The sequence below is a fragment of the Streptomyces sp. NBC_01618 genome (assembly GCF_045209435.1).
GTDB lineage: Bacteria > Actinomycetota > Actinomycetes > Streptomycetales > Streptomycetaceae > Streptomyces.
The window spans coordinates 1,401,023-1,419,741 of record NZ_CP109297.1 but is presented as its reverse complement, the minus strand read 5'-3'; the positions used below and the strand labels follow the sequence as shown (position 1 = coordinate 1,419,741).

Annotated in this window: 20 protein-coding genes and 1 pseudogene; 19 read left to right on the top strand and 2 right to left on the bottom strand. The window is 68.9% G+C overall.

Annotated features, from left to right (window positions below; translation table 11 throughout):
- Window positions 1–85 precede the first annotated feature (85 nt).
- Together OH735_RS06770 and OH735_RS06765 are read left to right on the top strand one after the other, a co-directional pair.
- On the top strand, window positions 86–991 hold the full coding sequence (locus OH735_RS06770; RefSeq protein WP_392185671.1) for a tRNA (adenine-N1)-methyltransferase: 906 nt from the start codon (window positions 86–88) through the stop codon (window positions 989–991).
- Window positions 992–1,220: 229 nt separating this feature from the next.
- Window positions 1,221–1,799, top strand: a complete 579-nt coding sequence (locus OH735_RS06765) for a hypothetical protein (RefSeq protein WP_406380302.1) — start codon at window positions 1,221–1,223, stop codon at window positions 1,797–1,799.
- A 39-nt stretch (window positions 1,800–1,838) separates the two neighbouring features.
- On the opposite strand, the gene OH735_RS06760 is transcribed toward OH735_RS06765, so the two are convergent.
- Window positions 1,839–2,150 (bottom strand): ferredoxin, encoded by a 312-nt coding sequence (locus tag OH735_RS06760; RefSeq protein WP_093894146.1) that lies wholly within the window; start codon window positions 2,148–2,150, stop codon window positions 1,839–1,841.
- Window positions 2,151–2,390: 240 nt separating this feature from the next.
- Here OH735_RS06760 and arc point away from each other — a divergent pair, with 240 nt between their 5' ends.
- The 6 genes and pseudogenes from arc (at window position 2,391) to prcA (ending at window position 8,215) form a co-directional block, all read left to right on the top strand.
- The gene (arc, locus tag OH735_RS06755) at window positions 2,391–4,157 is read left to right on the top strand and encodes a proteasome ATPase (protein ID WP_406380301.1); all 1,767 of its coding nucleotides are present in this window, start codon (window positions 2,391–2,393) and stop codon (window positions 4,155–4,157) included.
- 234 nt (window positions 4,158–4,391) lie between these two features.
- Window positions 4,392–5,903: a depupylase/deamidase Dop gene (gene dop, locus OH735_RS06750; RefSeq protein WP_406380300.1), complete on the top strand. Its 1,512-nt coding sequence runs from the start codon at window positions 4,392–4,394 to the stop codon at window positions 5,901–5,903.
- A 120-nt stretch (window positions 5,904–6,023) separates the two neighbouring features.
- A complete protein-coding gene (locus OH735_RS06745) occupies window positions 6,024–6,242 on the top strand; it encodes a ubiquitin-like protein Pup (RefSeq protein WP_016325855.1) in 219 nt (72 codons plus the stop codon).
- 96 nt (window positions 6,243–6,338) lie between these two features.
- A pseudogene (locus tag OH735_RS06740) lies at window positions 6,339–6,535 on the top strand (endonuclease domain-containing protein); the annotation flags it as partial.
- Window positions 6,487–7,332 carry a proteasome subunit beta gene (gene prcB / locus OH735_RS06735; protein ID WP_406380298.1) on the top strand — a complete coding sequence of 282 codons (846 nt, stop codon included), beginning with the start codon at window positions 6,487–6,489 and terminating at the stop codon, window positions 7,330–7,332. The pseudogene OH735_RS06740 and the gene prcB, both read left to right, overlap by 49 nt.
- Window positions 7,333–7,390: 58 nt before the next feature.
- Window positions 7,391–8,215: a proteasome subunit alpha gene (gene prcA, locus OH735_RS06730; protein WP_406380296.1), complete on the top strand. Its 825-nt coding sequence runs from the start codon at window positions 7,391–7,393 to the stop codon at window positions 8,213–8,215.
- Between the two features lie 46 nt (window positions 8,216–8,261).
- Here the strand turns inward: prcA and OH735_RS06725 are convergent, their stop codons facing one another.
- On the bottom strand, window positions 8,262–9,308 hold the full coding sequence (locus OH735_RS06725) for a LacI family DNA-binding transcriptional regulator (RefSeq protein ID WP_406380294.1): 1,047 nt from the start codon (window positions 9,306–9,308) through the stop codon (window positions 8,262–8,264).
- Window positions 9,309–9,439: 131 nt separating this feature from the next.
- Between OH735_RS06725 and OH735_RS06720 the strand changes: the two genes are divergently transcribed.
- From OH735_RS06720 to OH735_RS06670, 11 genes are all read left to right on the top strand, one after another.
- Window positions 9,440–10,699, top strand: coding sequence for an MFS transporter (locus tag OH735_RS06720; protein WP_406380292.1), 1,260 nt, complete (start codon window positions 9,440–9,442; stop codon window positions 10,697–10,699).
- Window positions 10,700–10,708: 9 nt separating this feature from the next.
- The gene (gene pafA / locus OH735_RS06715; protein ID WP_093541264.1) at window positions 10,709–12,070 is read left to right on the top strand and encodes a Pup--protein ligase; all 1,362 of its coding nucleotides are present in this window, start codon (window positions 10,709–10,711) and stop codon (window positions 12,068–12,070) included.
- A 126-nt stretch (window positions 12,071–12,196) separates the two neighbouring features.
- Window positions 12,197–13,150, top strand: coding sequence for an FKBP-type peptidyl-prolyl cis-trans isomerase (locus OH735_RS06710; RefSeq protein WP_406380290.1), 954 nt, complete (start codon window positions 12,197–12,199; stop codon window positions 13,148–13,150).
- Between the two features lie 43 nt (window positions 13,151–13,193).
- The gene (locus tag OH735_RS06705; RefSeq protein WP_327276141.1) at window positions 13,194–13,568 is read left to right on the top strand and encodes an FKBP-type peptidyl-prolyl cis-trans isomerase; all 375 of its coding nucleotides are present in this window, start codon (window positions 13,194–13,196) and stop codon (window positions 13,566–13,568) included.
- Window positions 13,569–13,681: 113 nt separating this feature from the next.
- A complete protein-coding gene (locus OH735_RS06700; RefSeq protein ID WP_406380288.1) occupies window positions 13,682–14,635 on the top strand; it encodes a helix-turn-helix transcriptional regulator in 954 nt (317 codons plus the stop codon).
- Window positions 14,636–14,647: 12 nt separating this feature from the next.
- Entirely contained in the window at window positions 14,648–15,604 is a 957-nt protein-coding gene (locus tag OH735_RS06695) for a YafY family protein (protein ID WP_266745228.1), read from the top strand.
- A gap of 17 nt (window positions 15,605–15,621) precedes the next feature.
- On the top strand, window positions 15,622–15,891 hold the full coding sequence (locus OH735_RS06690; RefSeq protein ID WP_406380285.1) for a hypothetical protein: 270 nt from the start codon (window positions 15,622–15,624) through the stop codon (window positions 15,889–15,891).
- Between the two features lie 35 nt (window positions 15,892–15,926).
- Window positions 15,927–16,124 carry a hypothetical protein gene (locus OH735_RS06685; protein WP_124718718.1) on the top strand — a complete coding sequence of 66 codons (198 nt, stop codon included), beginning with the start codon at window positions 15,927–15,929 and terminating at the stop codon, window positions 16,122–16,124.
- A gap of 327 nt (window positions 16,125–16,451) precedes the next feature.
- Window positions 16,452–16,745 carry a Sec-independent protein translocase subunit TatA gene (gene tatA, locus OH735_RS06680; RefSeq protein ID WP_406380283.1) on the top strand — a complete coding sequence of 98 codons (294 nt, stop codon included), beginning with the start codon at window positions 16,452–16,454 and terminating at the stop codon, window positions 16,743–16,745.
- Between the two features lie 65 nt (window positions 16,746–16,810).
- Window positions 16,811–17,761 (top strand): twin-arginine translocase subunit TatC, encoded by a 951-nt coding sequence (gene tatC / locus OH735_RS06675; protein WP_406380281.1) that lies wholly within the window; start codon window positions 16,811–16,813, stop codon window positions 17,759–17,761.
- 17 nt (window positions 17,762–17,778) lie between these two features.
- A complete protein-coding gene (locus OH735_RS06670; protein ID WP_406380279.1) occupies window positions 17,779–18,687 on the top strand; it encodes a diacylglycerol kinase in 909 nt (302 codons plus the stop codon).
- Window positions 18,688–18,719 lie beyond the last annotated feature (32 nt).

Sequence of the window (18,719 nt, the reverse complement as noted above, 5' to 3'; positions counted from 1 at the left end):
CCGAGGTCACCCGACAGCCTCTGAGAGGCCGCCCGCTGCCCCGCCTCGCGGTCGGAGCCCCGGGAATCACCGGTACGCTGGTCACATGTCTGAACCGACCGGTGCCGCCCGCCGACGCGGGCCCTTCAAGGTCGGGGACCAGGTCCAGCTCACCGATCCCAAGGGACGCCACTACACCTTCACGCTCGAAGCCGGAAAGAACTTCCACACCCACAAGGGTTCTTTCCCGCACGACGAGCTGATCGGTGCTCCCGAGGGCAGTGTTGTCCGAACCACGGGAAACGTCGCCTACCTCGCGCTGCGCCCCCTGCTCCCCGACTACGTCCTGTCCATGCCCCGCGGCGCCGCCGTGGTCTACCCCAAGGACGCGGGGCAGATCCTGGCCTTCGCCGACATCTTCCCCGGCGCCCGCGTCGTGGAAGCCGGCGTCGGCTCCGGCTCGCTCTCCACCTTCCTGCTGCGCGCCATCGGCGACCAGGGCATGCTGCACTCCTACGAGCGCCGCGAGGACTTCGCCGAGATCGCCCAGCAGAACGTGGAACGCTACTTCGGCGAACCGCACCCCGCCTGGCAGCTCACCGTCGGCGACCTCCAGGACAACCTCTCGGACACCGACGTCGACCGTGTCATCCTCGACATGCTCGCCCCCTGGGAATGCCTGGAGGCCGTCTCCAAGGCGCTCGTGCCCGGTGGCATCCTCTGCGCGTACGTCGCGACCACCACGCAGCTCGCCCGGACCGTCGAGTCGATCCGCGAGATCGGCTGCTTCGCCGAACCGCAGCCCTGGGAGTCGATGATCCGCAACTGGCACGTCGAGGGCCTGGCCGTCCGCCCGGACCACCGCATGATCGGCCACACCGGCTTCCTCGTCACCGCCCGCCGCCTGGCCGACGGTGTGGAGGCCCCGCTGCGCCGCCGCCGCCCCGCCAAGGGCGCCTACGGCGAGGACTACGACGGTCCCGGCAGCCGGAGCGGCTCCTCCCGAGGCTGAGCCGCACAACGTACCGGCGCCGCCGCCGAGTTCCCGGACCGACCCGGGAACTCAGCGGCGGCGCCTCCTCGTTGCCGGTAAGGACACGCATCCGTGGCCGACCCCACCGTTCCCCTGTTCTGTGAGGTGTGGCACGATGCTGGCCACCCCACACCACCGCGGACGTCGCACCGGTGGCACCGCCCAACCAGGCATCCCCGATCCACAGGAACCACAGGAGACATCCCGCGTGCAGACCTCCGAGCTCCCGGACCTCGCGCACACCGACACCAAGCCGCTCCACTGGCTCGCCACCGCGACAGCGATGGCCGCCGTCATCGCGGCAGCCGGCATGCTCCAGCCGGACCCCACGGCCTCCGCCTCGACTCCCCACCGGACCACCACGCAGCACGGCACCGCGCCCGTCGCCGCCCCCGATCCGCACCGGGCGGCCTACCCCCTGCAATGCGGCGGGCTGGAGAACACCGTGGCCCAACAGGCGCCCGGCGACCTCGACGGCGACGGCCGCCCCGAGACCGTCGCCGTGGTCCACTGCGCGGCCGGATCCGGCACCCCGCCCAGCGGCGTCTACGTCCTCACACAGGGAAACGGGGCCGCACCCCGGATCGTGGCGACCCTGGTGGACCCCGCCCAGCAGATGAGCATCGGCGATTTCGCGGTGCGTGACGGAGCCGTCTTTGCCACCCTGCTCGGCTACTCCTCGGCCGACGTGCCCCGCTGCTGTCCCGACCAGCAGGAAAGGGTCACCTGGCGGTGGCAGGGCGGCACCTTCGTCCGCACCACCGAGGCCGGCCCCGGCAGTGCCTGAGCGGTCACCGCGCGTGCCCGCCCGCCCGGAACCGCCGGATCAGGCGGCCTCGGGACCGTACACCTCGACCCGGTCCGAAACGCGACGTACATGGATGCAGTCGCCCGGGCACTCCTTGGCCGAATCGACGACATCCTGAAGCAGCGGAAGCGGTACGGGCGTGGTCGCGCCCTTGTCCTGCAGCAGTTCGTCGTCACTGCTCTTCACATACGCCAGGCCGTCGATGTCCAGCTCGAACACCTCGGGTGCGTACTGCACGCAGATTCCGTCCCCCGTGCACAGGTCCTGGTCGATCCAGACCTCCAGGTCCTGAGTGTCGCTACCGGTGGGAGCGTCCTGCTGCACGGTCATTTCTCCTGCCGTTCCCTGCGTATCCGAACCAAAAGAAGCCAGCCCTGACGGGTGTTGAACGGTTCGACGATACAACCGGCCGCTTTCCGATGTTGAAGGGTGGGTATTCCCCTCTCGCGAGGGGAACGCAAGGGTGAAGATCGGACACGCCCCGCAGTCTTTGTGATCTAGGGGTTTCAATCATCACCCACGCAGGTAGGGTCAGGAAGCGTCCAGCTCCCCTTGGAGGAGGTGAGGACCGTGGCAGCCCACGACGACGACATCAACCGCGGCATCCGGCCCGGGCGGGGGTCCGAAGACCCAGCCGGCCAGGTCGCCTATCTCGAGCAGGAAATCGCCGTCCTGCGACGTAAGCTCGCCGACTCTCCGCGCCATACGAGGATTCTCGAAGAGCGGATCGTCGAGTTGCAGACCAACCTGGCAGGCGTGTCCGCGCAGAACGAGCGGCTCGCCAACACGCTCCGCGAGGCCCGCGACCAGATCGTGGCCCTCAAGGAAGAGGTCGACCGGCTCGCACAGCCGCCGGCCGGCTTCGGTGTGTTCTTGCAGGGCAATGAGGACGGCACCTGCGACATCTTCACCGGAGGCCGGAAACTTCGGGTGAATGTGAGCCCCAGCGTCGAGCTCGACGACCTCCGGCGCGGCCAGGAAGTCATGCTCAACGAGGCGCTCAACGTGGTCGACGCCATGGAATTCGAGCGGGCCGGGGACATCGTCACCCTCAAGGAAATCCTTGAGGACGGCGAGCGCGCCCTGGTCATCGGGCACACCGACGAGGAACGGGTGGTACGGCTCGCGGAGCCGCTGCTGGACGCCACCATCCGCCCCGGCGACGCCCTGCTGCTCGAACCCAGGTCCGGCTACGTCTACGAAGTGGTCCCCAAGAGCGAGGTCGAGGAGCTCGTCCTCGAAGAGGTACCGGACATCGACTACAGCAAGATCGGCGGCCTGGGCGACCAGATCGAGCTGATCCGGGACGCGGTCGAGCTCCCCTACCTCCACCCCGACCTCTTCAAGGAGCACGAACTGCGGCCGCCGAAGGGCATCCTGCTCTACGGGCCGCCAGGCTGCGGCAAGACCCTCATCGCCAAGGCAGTGGCCAACTCCCTTGCCAAGAAGGTCGCCGAAGTCACCGGTCAGCCCGCGGGCAAGAGCTACTTCCTCAACATCAAGGGCCCGGAACTCCTCAACAAGTACGTCGGCGAGACCGAGCGGCACATCCGCCTGGTCTTCCAGCGCGCCCGCGAGAAGGCGAGTGAGGGTACCCCGGTCATCGTCTTCTTCGACGAGATGGAGTCCCTCTTCCGCACCCGGGGATCCGGCGTCAGCTCGGACGTGGAGAACACCATCGTCCCCCAGCTGCTCGCCGAGATCGACGGCGTCGAGGGCCTGGAGAACGTCATCGTCATCGGCGCCTCCAACCGCGAGGACATGATTGACCCCGCGATCCTGCGCCCCGGCCGCCTCGATGTGAAGATCAAGATCGAGCGCCCGGACGCGGAGGCCGCGAAGGACATCTTCGCGAAGTACCTCACGCCTTCGCTGCCCCTGCACGCGGACGACCTCGCGGAGCACACCGGCTCCAAGGAAGCCGCCACGCACGCGATGATCCAGTCCGTCGTCGAGCGGATGTACACCGAGTCCGAGGAGAACCGCTTCCTCGAAGTCACGTACGCCAACGGCGACAAGGAAGTCCTCTACTTCAAGGACTTCAATTCCGGCGCGATGATCCAGAACATCGTCGACCGGGCCAAGAAGATGGCCATCAAGGACTTTCTCGACCAGGGCCACAAGGGCCTTCGCGTCTCCCATCTCCTCCAGGCATGCGTGGACGAGTTCAAGGAGAACGAGGACCTGCCGAACACCACGAACCCGGACGACTGGGCCCGCATCTCCGGCAAGAAGGGCGAGCGGATCGTCTTCATCCGCACGCTCGTCACCGGAAAGCAGGGCGCGGACACCGGTCGCTCCATCGACACGGTGGCGAATACCGGGCAGTACCTGTAGAACGCGGACCGGCTGCGGATGCCCGGCCGGGCATCCGCAGCCGGTCGCTTTCCGGACAGCTCGCACGACACCGCAGCAATGACGTAATTGATCTCCCCACCAGCACAGAGGCGCTCTAGGCTCTTGCGTACCGCCCGGTCGCGCAGTGCGTGGACGGGCACCGCACGCGCACCGACAAGCAGCGGTACTTGAGCGCCGCCCCTCAAGGGAGCGCCGCCGGGCAAGGAGGGCCGCATGACCGTACGGCGAGTAATGGGCATCGAGACGGAGTACGGGATCTCCGTCCCCGGCCACCCCAACGCCAATGCCATGCTCACCTCGTCCCAGATCGTCAACGCCTACGCGGCGGCGATGCACCGGGCGCGCCGCGCCCGCTGGGACTTCGAGGAGGAGAACCCGCTGCGGGACGCGCGAGGTTTCGACCTTGCCCGCGAGACCGCGGACTCCAGCCAGCTCACCGACGAGGACATCGGCCTCGCCAACGTCATCCTCACCAACGGGGCCCGCCTCTACGTCGACCACGCGCACCCCGAATACAGCTCCCCGGAGGTCACCAATCCGCGGGACGCGGTCCTCTGGGACAAGGCCGGCGAACGCATCATGGCCGAAGCGGCCGAGCGCGCGGCCCAGCTGCCCGGCGCCCAGCCGATCCACCTCTACAAGAACAACACCGACAACAAGGGCGCCTCGTACGGCACGCACGAGAACTACCTGATGAAGCGGGAAACCCCCTTCTCCGACATCGTGCGCCATCTGACCCCGTTCTTCGTCTCCCGCCAGGTGGTCACCGGCGCGGGACGCGTAGGAATCGGTCAGGACGGTCACGAGCACGGCTTCCAGATCAGTCAGCGCGCCGACTATTTCGAGGTCGAGGTCGGCCTGGAGACCACCCTCAAGCGCCCCATCATCAACACCCGCGACGAACCGCACTCCGACGCGGAGAAGTACCGCCGGCTCCATGTGATCATCGGCGACGCGAACCTCTCGGAGATCTCCACCTACCTCAAGCTCGGCACCACCGCCCTGGTCCTCTCCATGATCGAGGACGGCTTCATCAACGTCGATCTCGCGGTCGACCAGCCGGTGCGCACGCTGCACCACGTCTCCCACGACCCGACGCTGAAGCACCTGATCACGCTGCGCAGCGGGCGTACGCTCACCGCGGTACAGCTTCAGATGGAGTACTTCGAGCTGGGCCGCAAGTACGTCGAGGAACGGTACGGGGCGGACGCCGACGAGCAGACCAAGGACGTCCTGGTCCGCTGGGAGGACACCCTCAACCGACTGGAGAACGATCCGATGAGCCTGTCCGGCGAGCTCGACTGGATCACCAAGCGGGAACTCATGGAGGGCTACCGCCGCCGCGACAGCCTGGACTGGGACGCGGCGCGGCTCCACCTGGTGGATCTCCAGTACGCCGACGTACGGGCCGAGAAGGGCCTGTACAACCGTCTGGCGGCCCGCGGCAAGATGAAGCGCCTGCTGGACGACCGCGACGTCGAGAAGGCCCGTACGGGGCCTCCGGAGGACACCAGGGCCTACTTCCGCGGCCGCTGCCTGGAGCAGTACGCCGACGACGTGGCCGCGGCCTCCTGGGACTCGGTCATCTTCGATCTGCCGGGCCATGACTCGCTGCAGCGGGTGCCCACCCTGGAACCGCTGCGGGGCACCCGTAATCACGTCAAGGAGCTCCTGGACCGCTGCCGCACGGCGGAAGAGCTGGTCCAGGTGCTGTCGGGCGGCTGAAAGGGCCGCGATCGGGGAAACATCGGGATGACCCCCGGACGTTGAGACAACTACCGGGCCAATGTCGGACCCCGTGGGTAGGGTCTGATCAAGTGCTTCGAACCGAGCGGGGTGAGCTATATGGCGACCAAGGACACCGGCGGCGGACAGCAGAAGGCGACGCGTTCCACGGAGGAGGTCGAGGAGCAGGCGCAGGACGCGCAGGCGTCCGAGGACCTCAAGGAGCGCCAGGAGAAGCTGAGCGACGACGTGGACTCCGTCTTGGACGAGATCGACGATGTCCTGGAGGAGAACGCGGAAGACTTCGTGAGGTCATTTGTCCAAAAGGGTGGACAGTAGTTCACAGATGTGAACGCGGGGGAGTGGCGAGGCGTGCGCGGTGCGGGCGAGGTCTGCCCGTGCCGCGCGTCCACAAGCGGGCACCACGTGCGCGGTGCGGCTGCCCCCGCAGTTCATGTGGATCACTGCCACGGGACGGGTAGGGTCCGTGGCGTAACCGCATCAACTGCAAATCGGCCATCGGCACGTTGGGAGACGATCCTGACACCTTGCGCAGGGCCGTCGCATACCTGGAGGGAAACGCGTGGAAGCCAACACTCGTAGCACCGGGCGTCTACCAGCTGCCTTCCTGACGCCGGGATCCTCTTCGTTCATGGATTTCCTGTCCGACCATTCTCCCCAGCTGCTTCCGGGCAACCGGAGCCTGCCGCCCCTCCAGGGGGCCATCGAGGCGCCGCACGGGACGACCATCGTCGCGGCGACGTTCCCCGGCGGCGTGGTCCTGGCCGGCGACCGGCGGGCGACCATGGGCAACATGATCGCGCAGCGCGACATCGAGAAGGTCTTCCCGGCCGACGAGTATTCGGCGGTGGGCATCGCCGGTACGGCCGGGCTCGCCGTGGAGATGGTCAAGCTCTTCCAGCTGGAGTTGGAGCACTTCGAGAAGGTCGAGGGGGCCCAGCTCTCCCTGGAGGGCAAGGCGAACCGGCTCTCCACGATGATCCGCAGCAATCTGGCCATGGCCATGCAGGGCCTCGCCGTGGTTCCGCTCTTCGCCGGCTTCGACGTCGACCGCGAGAAGGGCCGGATCTTCTCGTACGACGTCACCGGTGGCCGCTCCGAGGAGCAGGGATACGCGTCCACCGGCTCCGGGTCGATCTTCGCCCGCGGGTCGATGAAGAAGCTCTACCGCGAGGACCTGACGGAGCAGGAGGCGCTCACCCTGGTCGTGCAGGCGCTGTACGACGCCGCGGACGACGACTCGGCGACCGGCGGTCCCGATGTGGCCCGGCGGATCTATCCGATCGTCACCGTCATCACCGACGAGGGCTTCCGGAGGCTCACCGATGCGGAATCCTCCGACATCGCGCGGTCGATCCTGGAGCGCCGGATGGAACAGCCCGACGGCCCGCGCGCCGCGCTGCTCTGATCCGGATCCCGGGGATTCTCCGATGCACTCGTCACTGACAGAAAGGGACGGATAACCGGTGTCGACGCCGTTCTATGTCTCACCTCAGCAGGCCATGGCCGACCGGGCGGAATACGCCCGGAAGGGCATCGCCCGTGGTCGCAGCCTGGTTGTGCTGCAGTACGCCGACGGCATTGTGTTCGTCGGCGAGAACCCGTCCCGTGCGCTGCACAAGTTCAGCGAGATCTATGACCGGATCGGTTTCGCCGCCGCCGGCAAGTACAACGAGTACGAGAATCTCCGCATCGGCGGTGTGCGCTACGCCGATCTGCGCGGATACACCTACGACCGTGACGATGTGACGGCCCGTGGGCTGGCCAACGTCTATGCGCAGACGCTGGGCACCATCTTCTCCAGTGCGGCCGAGAAGCCGTACGAGGTGGAGCTGGTGGTCGCCGAGGTGGGTACCGAGCCCGAGGGCGACCAGATCTACCGGCTGCCGCACGACGGCTCGATCGTCGACGAGCACGGCTCGGTCGCCGTCGGCGGGAACGCCGAGCAGATCAGTACCTTCCTGGACCAGCGGCACCGGGACGGGATGACACTCGCCGAGGCGCTCAAGCTGGCCGTGCAGGCGCTCTCCCGCGATCCCAACGGCAGCGAGCGGGAGATCCCCGCGGAGCGGCTCGAGGTCGCGGTCCTGGACCGTACGAGGCCGCAGCAGCGGAAGTTCAAGCGGATCGTCGGCCGGCAGCTGGCACGGCTGCTGGAGGCGGACGGCGGCGCCGCGCCGACGGACGCCCCGTCCGACATCGAGGACGGCGAGGAATCCGGGTCTCCCGCGAGCACGACGGACATCACCAAGTCCACCGATTCCACCGATTCCGGTGGGGACGTGGAGTAGTTCTCACGGTGCCCCGGTCCGCCCCTTCCGGCGGGCCGGGGCACCGTCATGTCCGCGGGCCGTCCGCGGGCGGGGGCGCCGAGGAGCCGCGCACCACCAGCCGCACGGGCAGGCTGCCGGGCTCGGCCGGGCGGCCGTCCAGGACCGCCAGCAGGGCGGCCATGCCGCGTTCGCCGACCTGCTCGGCGGGCAGTTGCACGGTGGTGAGCTCCGGTTCGACGGCCGTGGCCAGGGCCAGATCGTCGAAACCGGTGACGGAGAGGTCGTCGGGGACACGGAGCCCGAGTCTGCGGGCGGCCTTGCAGGCGCCCGCGGCGAGGATGTCGTCGTCGCAGACGAGGGCGGTGGGCCGGGGGCCGGGGGCGGCCAGCGCCCGCTGGGTGGCCTCGCGGCCCGCCGGGACGTCGAGCGTCGCCGCGACGGTCCGCACGCAGGTGCCGGGCACCGCCTCCAGCGCGTCGTGGAGGGCCCGGGCACGGGCGGCGAAGGTCCAGGAGTCGATGGCCGACGCGAGGTGGACGAAGCGGCGATGGCCGAGCGCGAGCAGATGGTCCGCGATCTGCCGCATGCCGTCGGCGATGTCGAGGTTGACCCGGGCCGCGACACCGGTGTCCGCCGGGTCGCTGTCGAGCATGACCAGCGGCAGACCGGCGCCGCGCAGCGCGTCGAGGGCTCCGGCGGCCATGGACGAGGCGATCACCCCGTCGAGCGAGGCGCGCGCCGAGGCGAAGGGATCCCTGGCCGGGCCGATGCCCTCGGGCGACGGGTACAGGACGACCCCGAAGCCGTGCTCGGCGGCGACCGCGGCGGCTCCGGTGTAGACGCGCGCAAAGAACTCGCTGGTGAGCGCGGGGACGACGAGCAGCGCGGTCCTGGTGCGGCCGAGGCGGAGGCTGCGGGCGGCGAGGTTGGGCTGGTAGCCGAGACCGCGGGCGGCCTGCCGTACGCGTTCGGCGGTGGCCCCGGAGACCCGGCCGTGCCATTTGTCGCCCAGCACGAGGGAGACGGTGGCCTGCGAGACCCCGGCGGCCCGCGCGACATCGCGGCTGGTGGGCCGGGGCGGGGCGGGACGCGACTGCGGTGCGCTGGTCACTCGGGCCTCCGGGCCGGACGGGGCAGGCACCGTGAGGTGGACCTGCGGACTGGGCACATGGTACGTATGAACCTCGACGTTATACGTAAAACTTCAGGTGCCCGAAAGTGCCCGGAGGAGAGGGGCGGGACATGGCCGCGGGATATCTGGACATCCTCCGGGCGCGGCATGCCGCCCGACTGCTGACGGGGACCCTGGTGGGGCGGCTGCCGAGCGGCACCGCCCACATCGCGATCGTGCTGTTCACCCGGGCCGAGGGCGGCAGCTACACCCTCGCCGGCGTGCTCGCGGCCGTGTACGGACTGTCCACCGCGGTCGGGCAGCCGCTGCTGGGCCGCGCCGTGGATCTGTACGGCCAGCCACGCGTCCAGCTCCCGGCCGCCGTGGTGTCGGCGCTGGGCATGGCGCTGCTGGCCCTGGTGGGCCTCGGGTCGCTGCCGCTGGCCTACGGCGCGGTGGTGGTGGCCGGAGTCTTCACCCCGCCGCTGGAAGGCGGTCTGCGGGCCCTGTGGCCGAGTGTCCTGGGCGGTGAGGACCGGGTGCACCGGGCGTACGCGATGGACGCCGTCGCCCAGGAAGTCATGTTCACCGTGGGCCCGCTGCTGGTGACGCTGCTCGTCTCCCTCTGGTCGCCCGCCGCCGCGCTGCTGGTCATCAACGCGATAGGCGTCCTCGGGGCGCTCTCCGTCGTCCTCTCGGAGCCGTCCCGCGCCTGGCGTTCGGCGCCCCGGGAGGCGCACTGGCTGGGTGCGCTGCGTTCGCCGGGGCTGCTGGCGCTGCTCGGTTCGTTCTTCTTCGTCGGGCTCGCGCTCGGTTCCATCACGGTGGCCGGGGTGGCGTACGCCGACGACCACGGCCGGGAGTCGGTGTACGGCTGGCTGATGGCCGCGCTGGGGCTGGGTGCGCTGGTGGGTGGCGCGGTGTACGGGGCGCGGCAGTGGGCCGGGGCTCCGGAACGCCGGCTGCGGGTCATCGTCGCACTGCTGGCGCTCGGCTATCTGCCGCTGATGCTGACCCCGGGAGTGGTCGCGATGACCGCTCTGTCGGCAGTGGCCGGAGTCTTCCTGGCGCCCGCGATCGCATGCTCGTTCATCGTGGTCGACCGGCATGCTCCGCGGGGCACGGTGACGGAGGCGTTCTCCTGGCTCGTGACGACGTTCGGGGTGGGCGCGGCGGCGGGAACGGCCGTGGCGGGCCCGGCCGTCGAACTGGGCGGCACGACGTGGAGCTTCGCCGTCGCGGGGGCCGGTGGGGTGGCGGCGCTGCTGGTTCTGCTGGCCACGGGAGGGGTCCTCGCAGCTCCCGGGCGTGAGGCAGTTGCTGTACGGGGATCGGAAAATGATCGAAACGGTGCTGTCGAACCCGGTTTCAGCTCAGGCCATCAGGCGTAATGTTCAGTCATGGACCGCCGCATTTTCGGGCTGGAGAACGAGTACGGCGTCACGTGCACGTTCAGGGGACAGCGCCGACTGTCTCCTGATGAAGTGGCGCGCTACCTCTTCCGCCGTGTTGTGTCATGGGGCCGCAGCAGCAATGTCTTTCTGCGGAACGGCGCCCGCCTCTACCTCGACGTGGGATCGCATCCGGAATATGCAACCCCCGAATGCGACAACCTGACCGAGCTGGTCACCCACGACAAGGCCGGCGAGCGCATTCTCGAAGGTCTGCTCGTCGACGCCGAACGCCGCCTGCACGAGGAGGGAATCGCGGGCGACGTCTATCTCTTCAAGAACAACACCGACTCGGCGGGAAACTCCTACGGATGCCATGAGAACTATCTCGTGGCGCGGCACGGAGAATTCTCCCGGCTCGCGGACATCCTCATTCCCTTCCTCGTCACGAGGCAGCTGATCTGCGGCGCGGGCAAGGTGCTGCAGACCCCGCGGGGCGCCGTCTACTGCGTCAGCCAGCGTGCCGAGCACATCTGGGAGGGCGTCAGCTCCGCGACGACCCGCTCCCGCCCGATCATCAACACGCGTGACGAACCGCACGCCGACGCGGAGCGGTACCGCCGCCTCCACGTCATCGTCGGTGACTCCAACATGTCCGAGACGACGATGCTGCTCAAGGTCGGCGCCACCGATCTGGTGCTCCGCATGATCGAGGCGGGCACTGTGATGCGGGATCTGACGCTGGAGAACCCGATCCGGGCGATCCGCGAGGTCAGTCACGACACCACGGGACAGCGCAAGGTGCGCCTGGCCAGCGGCCGTGAGGCATCCGCCATCGAGGTGCAGCGCGAGTACTACGAGAAGGCCGTCGACTTCGTCGACCGCCGCGGCATTCGCACCGGAACGGTCGCCCAGGTCCTGGAGCTGTGGGGCCGTACGCTCGACGCGATCGAGGCCGAGGACCTCGACCGGATCGAGACCGAGATCGACTGGGTGATGAAGTACAAGCTCATCGAGCGGTACCGCGCCAAGCACAACATGACGATGTCGCACCCGCGGGTCGCCCAGATAGACCTCGCGTACCACGACATCCACCGCCGTCGCGGCCTGTACTACCTGCTGGAGCGCAAGGGGCAGGCCGCCCGGGTCTGCAACGACCTGAAGATCTTCGAGGGCAAGTCCGTGCCCCCGCAGACGACCAGGGCGCGGCTGCGCGGGGACTTCATCCGCAGGGCCCAGGAGCAGCGGCGGGACTTCACCGTCGACTGGGTCCATCTCAAGCTCAACGACCAGGCGCAGCGCACGGTGTTGTGCAAGGACCCCTTCCGTTCGGTGGACGACCGAGTGGAGAAGCTGATCGCGGGTATGTGAGCCGGCGACAGGAATTCCCGGACTCCGACGCGACGCGGGCCCCGTACGTTCCTCGTACGGGGCCCTGCGTACGCCCTAGAGTGTCGGGGACTCAACCAACTGTGCCGTCTGAGATCTGAGGAACCAGTGCGCCGACTTGCCGGCCTTCTTGTCGTCCCCCTGTTGCTGGTGACAGCAGCCTGCGGTAACGAAAAGGGCTCCGCTTCCGAATCCGTTTCCCCTTCCGCCGCGTCCAAGGACGGGTTCCCCGCGATCACCGCGGGCGCGAAGTTCGGCGAGAAGCCCACCCTGGCCAAGGGGACCGGGAACCCGCCCAAGGAGCTGAAGACCAGAGTCGTCAGCGAGGGCGACGGCGCCACGCTCAAGAACGGCGACGCGATCCAGGTCAACTACCTCGGCCAGGCCTGGGACTCCGACAAGCCGTTCGACAACAGCTTCGACCGCAAGCAGCCGTTTGACCTGACCCTCGGCGCCGGCATGGTGATCCAGGGCTGGGACAAGGGCCTCGTCGGCAAGAAGGTCGGCAGCCGGGTAGAGCTGGTCATCCCGCCGGAACTCGGTTACGGAGCGCAGGGCCAGGGCGACATCAAGCCGAACGCCACGCTCGTCTTCGTCGTCGACGTTCTGAAGGCGACACAGATCCCGGCGTCCGCCAAGGGCACCGAGGTCGCCCAGGACAACATCGACCTGCCGAAGGTCGGCACCAACACGGACGGCAAGGCCCCCAAGGTCACGATCCCGACCAAGAGCGACCCGCCGAAGAAGCTCGTCTCCAATTACATCCTGGAGTCCAAGGGCGACGTGGTGAAGGACACCGACAGCGTCGTCGTGAACTACGTGGCGCTGCTGTGGAAGGACGGCAAGACGTTCGACAGCACCTACAGCACGGGCAAGACGCAGACCTTCCCCCTCGCCCAGGTCACCCTGAAGGGGCTCAAGAACGGCCTGGTCGGCAAGAAGATCGGCAGCCGCGTGCTCCTCGTCATCCCGCCGGACCAGGGGTTCGGCGACAAGGCGCAGCAGACGATTCCGGCGAAGTCCACGCTGGTCTTCGCCGTGGACATCCTGGCGAAGATGTAAGACTGTCCCGGTTGCCCAGTTCATCAGTAAGAGGAGCAAGTCAGTGAGCATCGAGAAGCCCGAGATCGACTTCCCGGGTGGCGAGCCGCCGGCCGACCTGGAGATCAAGGACATCTGGGAAGGCGACGGCGCGGTGGCCGAGGCGGGCGCCACCGTCTCCGTCCACTACGTGGGCGTGGCCTTCTCCACCGGCGAGGAGTTCGACGCCTCCTGGAACCGCGGCACCCCGCTGCAGTTCCAGCTCGGTGCCGGCCAGGTCATCTCCGGCTGGGACCAGGGCGTGCAGGGCATGAAGGTCGGCGGCCGTCGCCAGCTGACCATCCCCGCGCACCTCGCGTACGGCGACCGCGGCGCCGGTGGCGGCCGTATCGCCCCCGGCGAGACCCTGATCTTCGTCTGCGACCTGGTCGCCGTCTGATCCGCATCCGTGCGCTACGAGGGCCCGTGCCTGGGGGCACGGGCCCTCGCTTTTGTCCGGACACCGCGGAGCGGTACGGTCGACGGTCGTAGAGCAAAACAGAAAGGGCGTCGATGGCGATTGCCAAGGCCGAGCGGCTGATGAACCTGGCTCTGTGTCTGCTGGGGACCCGGCGCCCGCTGAGCAAGCGCGAGCTGCGCGGCTCCATCGAGGCCTATCTGGAGGCCGGTTCCGACGACGCCTTCAACCGGATGTTCGAGCGCGACAAGGACGATCTGCGCGAGCTCGGTCTGGTCATCGAGACCGTGGAGAACCTGGACGGCGACACGGGATATCTCGCCCGCCGCGACAGCAACCGGCTGCCCCCGATCACGCTGGACGCCGAGGAGGCCGCCGCCCTCGGACTGGCCGCCAAGGTCTGGCAGCAGGCGCGGCTGGCCGGTGCCGCCAGCGGCGCACTGCAGAAGCTGCGGGCCGCGGGCATGCCGGAGGCCGAGGACGCCTACGAGGTGCACAGCGCCCTCGAACCCCGTATCCCCGTTCATGAGGCCGCGTTCGAACCGTTGATGCTGGCCTGCCGGGACCGCCGCCCGGTGACCTTCGACTACCGCAAGGCCAACGCCGCCCGGCCCGAGCAGCGCCAGGTCGAGCCGTGGACGCTGGAATGCTGGCGCGGCCACTGGTATCTGGCCGGCTGGGACCGGGACCGCGGCGCCGAGCGGGTGTTCCGGCTCTCCCGGATCACCGGCCGGGTCCGCTCCCGGGCCGGGGCGTTCACCGCCGAGGTGCCCGACGTCGTCACCGTCCGCGAGACCGTCGAGAGCTGGGCGGGGGAGACGGCGACCCGGACCGCGCTGATCAGGCTGCGGACCGGTGCCGGATACCCGCTGCGCTCGCGCGCCATATCGGTCCGGGAACTCGGGGACGGGTGGGACGAGTTGGAGATTCCGTACGGACACGGCCTGGACGCCTGGCTCGTCGAGTTCGGTCCGGACGTCGTCGTACGGGAACCCGCCGATCTGCGGGCCGATGTGGTGGACCGGCTGCGCGCCGTGGCCAAGGACTGAGGGGACCCATTCATGGCCACGAACGCGATCGACCAGACCCGCCGGATGCTCTCCCTGGTGACGTATCTGCGGGAACGCCCCGGCGCCCATGTCCAGGACGTCGCCCGCGCCTTCGGGATCACCGAGGACGAGCTGATCTCGGACCTCGATGTGCTGCCCATGTGCGGTACGAGCTTCCGCGGCGGTGATCTGCTGGACATCGACACCGACGGCGACCGCATCTGGTGGCACAACCCGGACGATGTCGCGGAGCCGCTGCGGCTCGCGGCCGACGAGGCGACCGCGCTCCTGGTCGCCGCCCGCGCCGTGGCCACGCTGCCGGGGCTGCGCGAGAGCGACCGGCAGGCGCTGCTGCGGGCCACCGCGAAGCTGGAGACGGCGGCCGGCGAGGTGGGCGCGGCGAGCTCGCGGCTCTCGGTCACCTTCGAGTCCGAGGGCGGTGTCTTCGCCGATGTCGACCGGGCGATCTCCGAGCGGCGCCGACTCTGGCTGCGCTACTACTCGCCCGCGCGCGACGAACTGACCGAGCGCGAGGTGGACCCGATCCGGCTGTTCGCCGTGGGGCACACGTACATGGAGGCCTGGTGCCGGTCCTCCGAGGACCGGCGTACGTTCCGGCTCGACCGGGTCGCCGAGATCCGGCTGCTGGACGAGCCGGCCGCGCCGCCCGAGCTGGAACTGCGGGATCTGTCCGAAGGGCTCGTCCAGCCGGCGGCCGAGGACCCGGAGGTCGTGGTCGAGGTGGGGCCCGGCGGCCGGTGGGTCGCCGAGTACTACCCGCACGACAGCGCCGAGGAACTGCCCGACGGCGGGCTGCGGATCACCCTGCGCACCCCCGATCCGGCCTCGCTGCGCAGGCTCGCGCTGCGGCTCGGAGGGGAAGGGCGCATCGTCTCCCCACCGGAACTCGCGCGGAGCGCACAGCAGGCGGCCCGCGCGGCGCTCGCAGCCTACGACGGCCCGGCCTGAGCGGAGATTTGAGAGATATGAGCAACATGTCCGTGGTGTCGGGTGTGCCGACCGTGCTGGTGCCCGAGTCCGTACGGTTCAAGGCCGCCTGCCCGGACTGTCGCGAGCGGTTCGAGCTGGCGGCGGGCGCGATCCGGCTCGCCGTGGGCGCCAGCCGCCGGACGACGTTCTACTCCTTCACCTGCCCCGAGTGCGGCGCGGCCGTCCGTAAACCCGCCGGGGAGCGGATAGTCGAGCTCCTCACCGGTGGCGGGGTGCGGACGCTGCGCCTCCACACCAGCCTTTAGAACACCGGACACCTAGACACATCGAGGCTCTGCGCATGTTCTGGCCCATGCTCGCCATCGCCCTGGGATTCCTCGGGATCGCCGTCCTGGGCGTGCTGGCCGTCAAGGTCTTCGTCGAGGCCCAGCGCCTGGGGCGCCAGGTGACGCGAACCACCCAGCGCATCAACCGGGCGGCGGAGGACCTCGAACGCGCCGCGACGGACCTTGCCGCCACCGGTGAAGCGTTGCGCTAGGGTCTTTCGTTCGGATCAGGCCGGATCAGGCACCGGGGCACGCGAGCCCGGCGTGATTCAAACGAAAGGCCCTGGGTTCCGTGCCGCTGCGCGACTGTGAGCAGGGACGATCGAACGGAACCGATGTGGCCTCCAGTTTCCCGGATTCGGGGGGTACGCTGCTCAAGCGGCCCTGAGAGCGAGGCATGGGCCGTAATCGCAAGGACGCATGGGTATTGCCCTGCGTTTACTCCTGCGGGATACGATCGCTGACAGTACGACGATCGGGCGTCCGTCCGACGTTCGATCCGCCCCACCCCTGCTGCCTCGGTGAGAAGGTACACGCATATGTTCGGAAGGCTCGGCGCTCCCGAGATCATCCTGATCCTCGTCGTCATTGTTCTGCTGTTCGGCGCGAAGAAGCTTCCTGACATGGCTCGCTCGCTCGGCAAGTCGGCCCGCATCCTCAAGAGCGAAGCCAAGGCCATGAAGTCCGAGGGCAGCCCGTCGGCCACCCCGGCCGAACCGGCGAACGACACCGCCGCCCAGGACCAGGCCACACCGCGCACCATCAAGGCCGCGCCCGGTGACGTGACGAGTTCGCGTCCGGTCGCCGAGCCGACCGACTCGACCAAGCGCTGACAAGAAACGGGCCGACGCAGGCGCCGCGATCGGTGACGGCCTGCTGCACGAGATGAGGACGTGGGTTGCTCAAGTCTGCCCGCAAGCAGGAGACGGACCCCGAGGGGCGCATGCCCTTGGTGGAGCACCTGCGTGAGCTTCGTAACCGGCTGACCAAGGGTCTGCTCGGAATCGTCGTCGTCACGATCGTGGCCGCGTTCTTCTACAAGGGGATCATCGAGTTCTTCACCGACCCCGTACTGAAGGCGGTCGGTTGCGAGTCCAGCTTCGCCGAGCTCGCCAAGAAGGACGACGGTACGTGCGCGCGTATCGTCCTGAACGGTCTGCTCACCCCGTTCACCCTTGCCCTCAAGGTCTCCTTGATGGCGGGCGTCGTCCTTTCCTCGCCGATCTGGCTCTACCAGCTGTGGGCCTTTGTCGCCCCGGGGCTGCACAAGCACGAGAGGAAGTACTCGCTCGCCTTCGTCGGCGCCGGGTTCCCGCTCTTCCTCGCCGGTGGCTTCTTCGCGTACAAGACCCTGCCCACGATGGCCCGGGTGCTCCTGGACTTCTCGCCGGCCGGACTGGACAACCAGCTGCCGCTGGACGACCTGCTGGATCTGATCACACGCATGGTGGTGGTCTTCGGGCTCTCCTTCGAGCTGCCTCTGCTGCTCGTCATGTTGAACTTCGGCGGGGTCATCACCGGCAAGCGGATGCTCGGCTGGTGGCGGGGCATGATCATGGGCATCACGGTCTTCGCCGCGCTGGCCACCCCCAGTACCGACCCGCTGACCATGCTGGCGCTCGCCGGACCGATCTGGGTGCTCTACTTCGTGGCCACGGCGATCTCGCTCCTCAACGACCGCCGCAGGGCGCAGCTCGCGGCAGCGGGACCGGCGGACGACGAGGCGTCGGAGCTGGACCTCACCCCCGAGGCCATCGATGAGATCGAACCGGTCTCGTCCGCCCGGTCGTTGCCCACCCAGGCGAGCTCGGACCGTGACCGGATCAACGGTTACGACGACATCACCTGACCTTGTAGGGTCCCCGGGTGACCAGCGAGATCACCCTTTTCGTCAATCCCACCGCGGGACGCGGCCGGGGCGCGCGTGCCGCGCAGCCGGCCGCTTCCGCGTTGCGGGACGCCGGATTCTCCGTGCGTACGGTGCTCGGCGAGGACGCGGCCGACGCCCTGCGGCGGGCACGGGAGGCCGTCGCGGGCGGCACCGGTGCGCTGATAGCGGTGGGCGGGGACGGCATGATGTCCCTCGCCCTGCAGGCCGTGGCCGGAACGGAGACCCCGCTCGGGGTCGTCGCCGTGGGCACCGGTAACGACTTCGCCCGCGCGCTCGGGGTGCCGATACGGGATCCGGCCGCGGCCGGACGGCTCGCCGCCCGGGCGCTCAAGGGCGGGGCGGTCCGCGAGATCGACCTCGGCCGGGTCGGCGAGCGGTGGTTCGGGTCCGTGCTCGCCTCCGGCTTCGACTCCCGGGTCAACGACCGCGGCAACCAGATGCGCTGGGTCGGCGGCCGGTTCAAGTACGACCTCGCGATCCTCGCCGAACTCGCCGCGTTCAAACCGATCCCGTACCGCATCAGGCTGGACGGCGGACCGGTCCAAGAGGTCGAGGCGACGCTCATCGCCGTCGGCAACGGATCGACGTACGGCGGAGGCATGCGGATCTGCGCGGACGCCGTCATGGACGACGGCCTCTTCGACGTGACCGTCGTCGGGGACTGCAGCCGCACCACACTCCTCAAGGTCTTTCCCCGCGTCTACAAGGGAACGCACCTCGGCCACCCCGACGTCACCTCGCACCGGGTCTCCTCGATCGAGCTGGCCGCGGCCGGTGTCACGGCGTACGCGGACGGTGAACAACTCGGCGCACTGCCGCTCACCGCCACCTGCGTACCAGGCGCGGTGAGGGTGCTCGCACCGGGTTCTCCCGGCGGTATTTAAAGATCGCGTCACTGTCGGAGACGGCGGGTAGG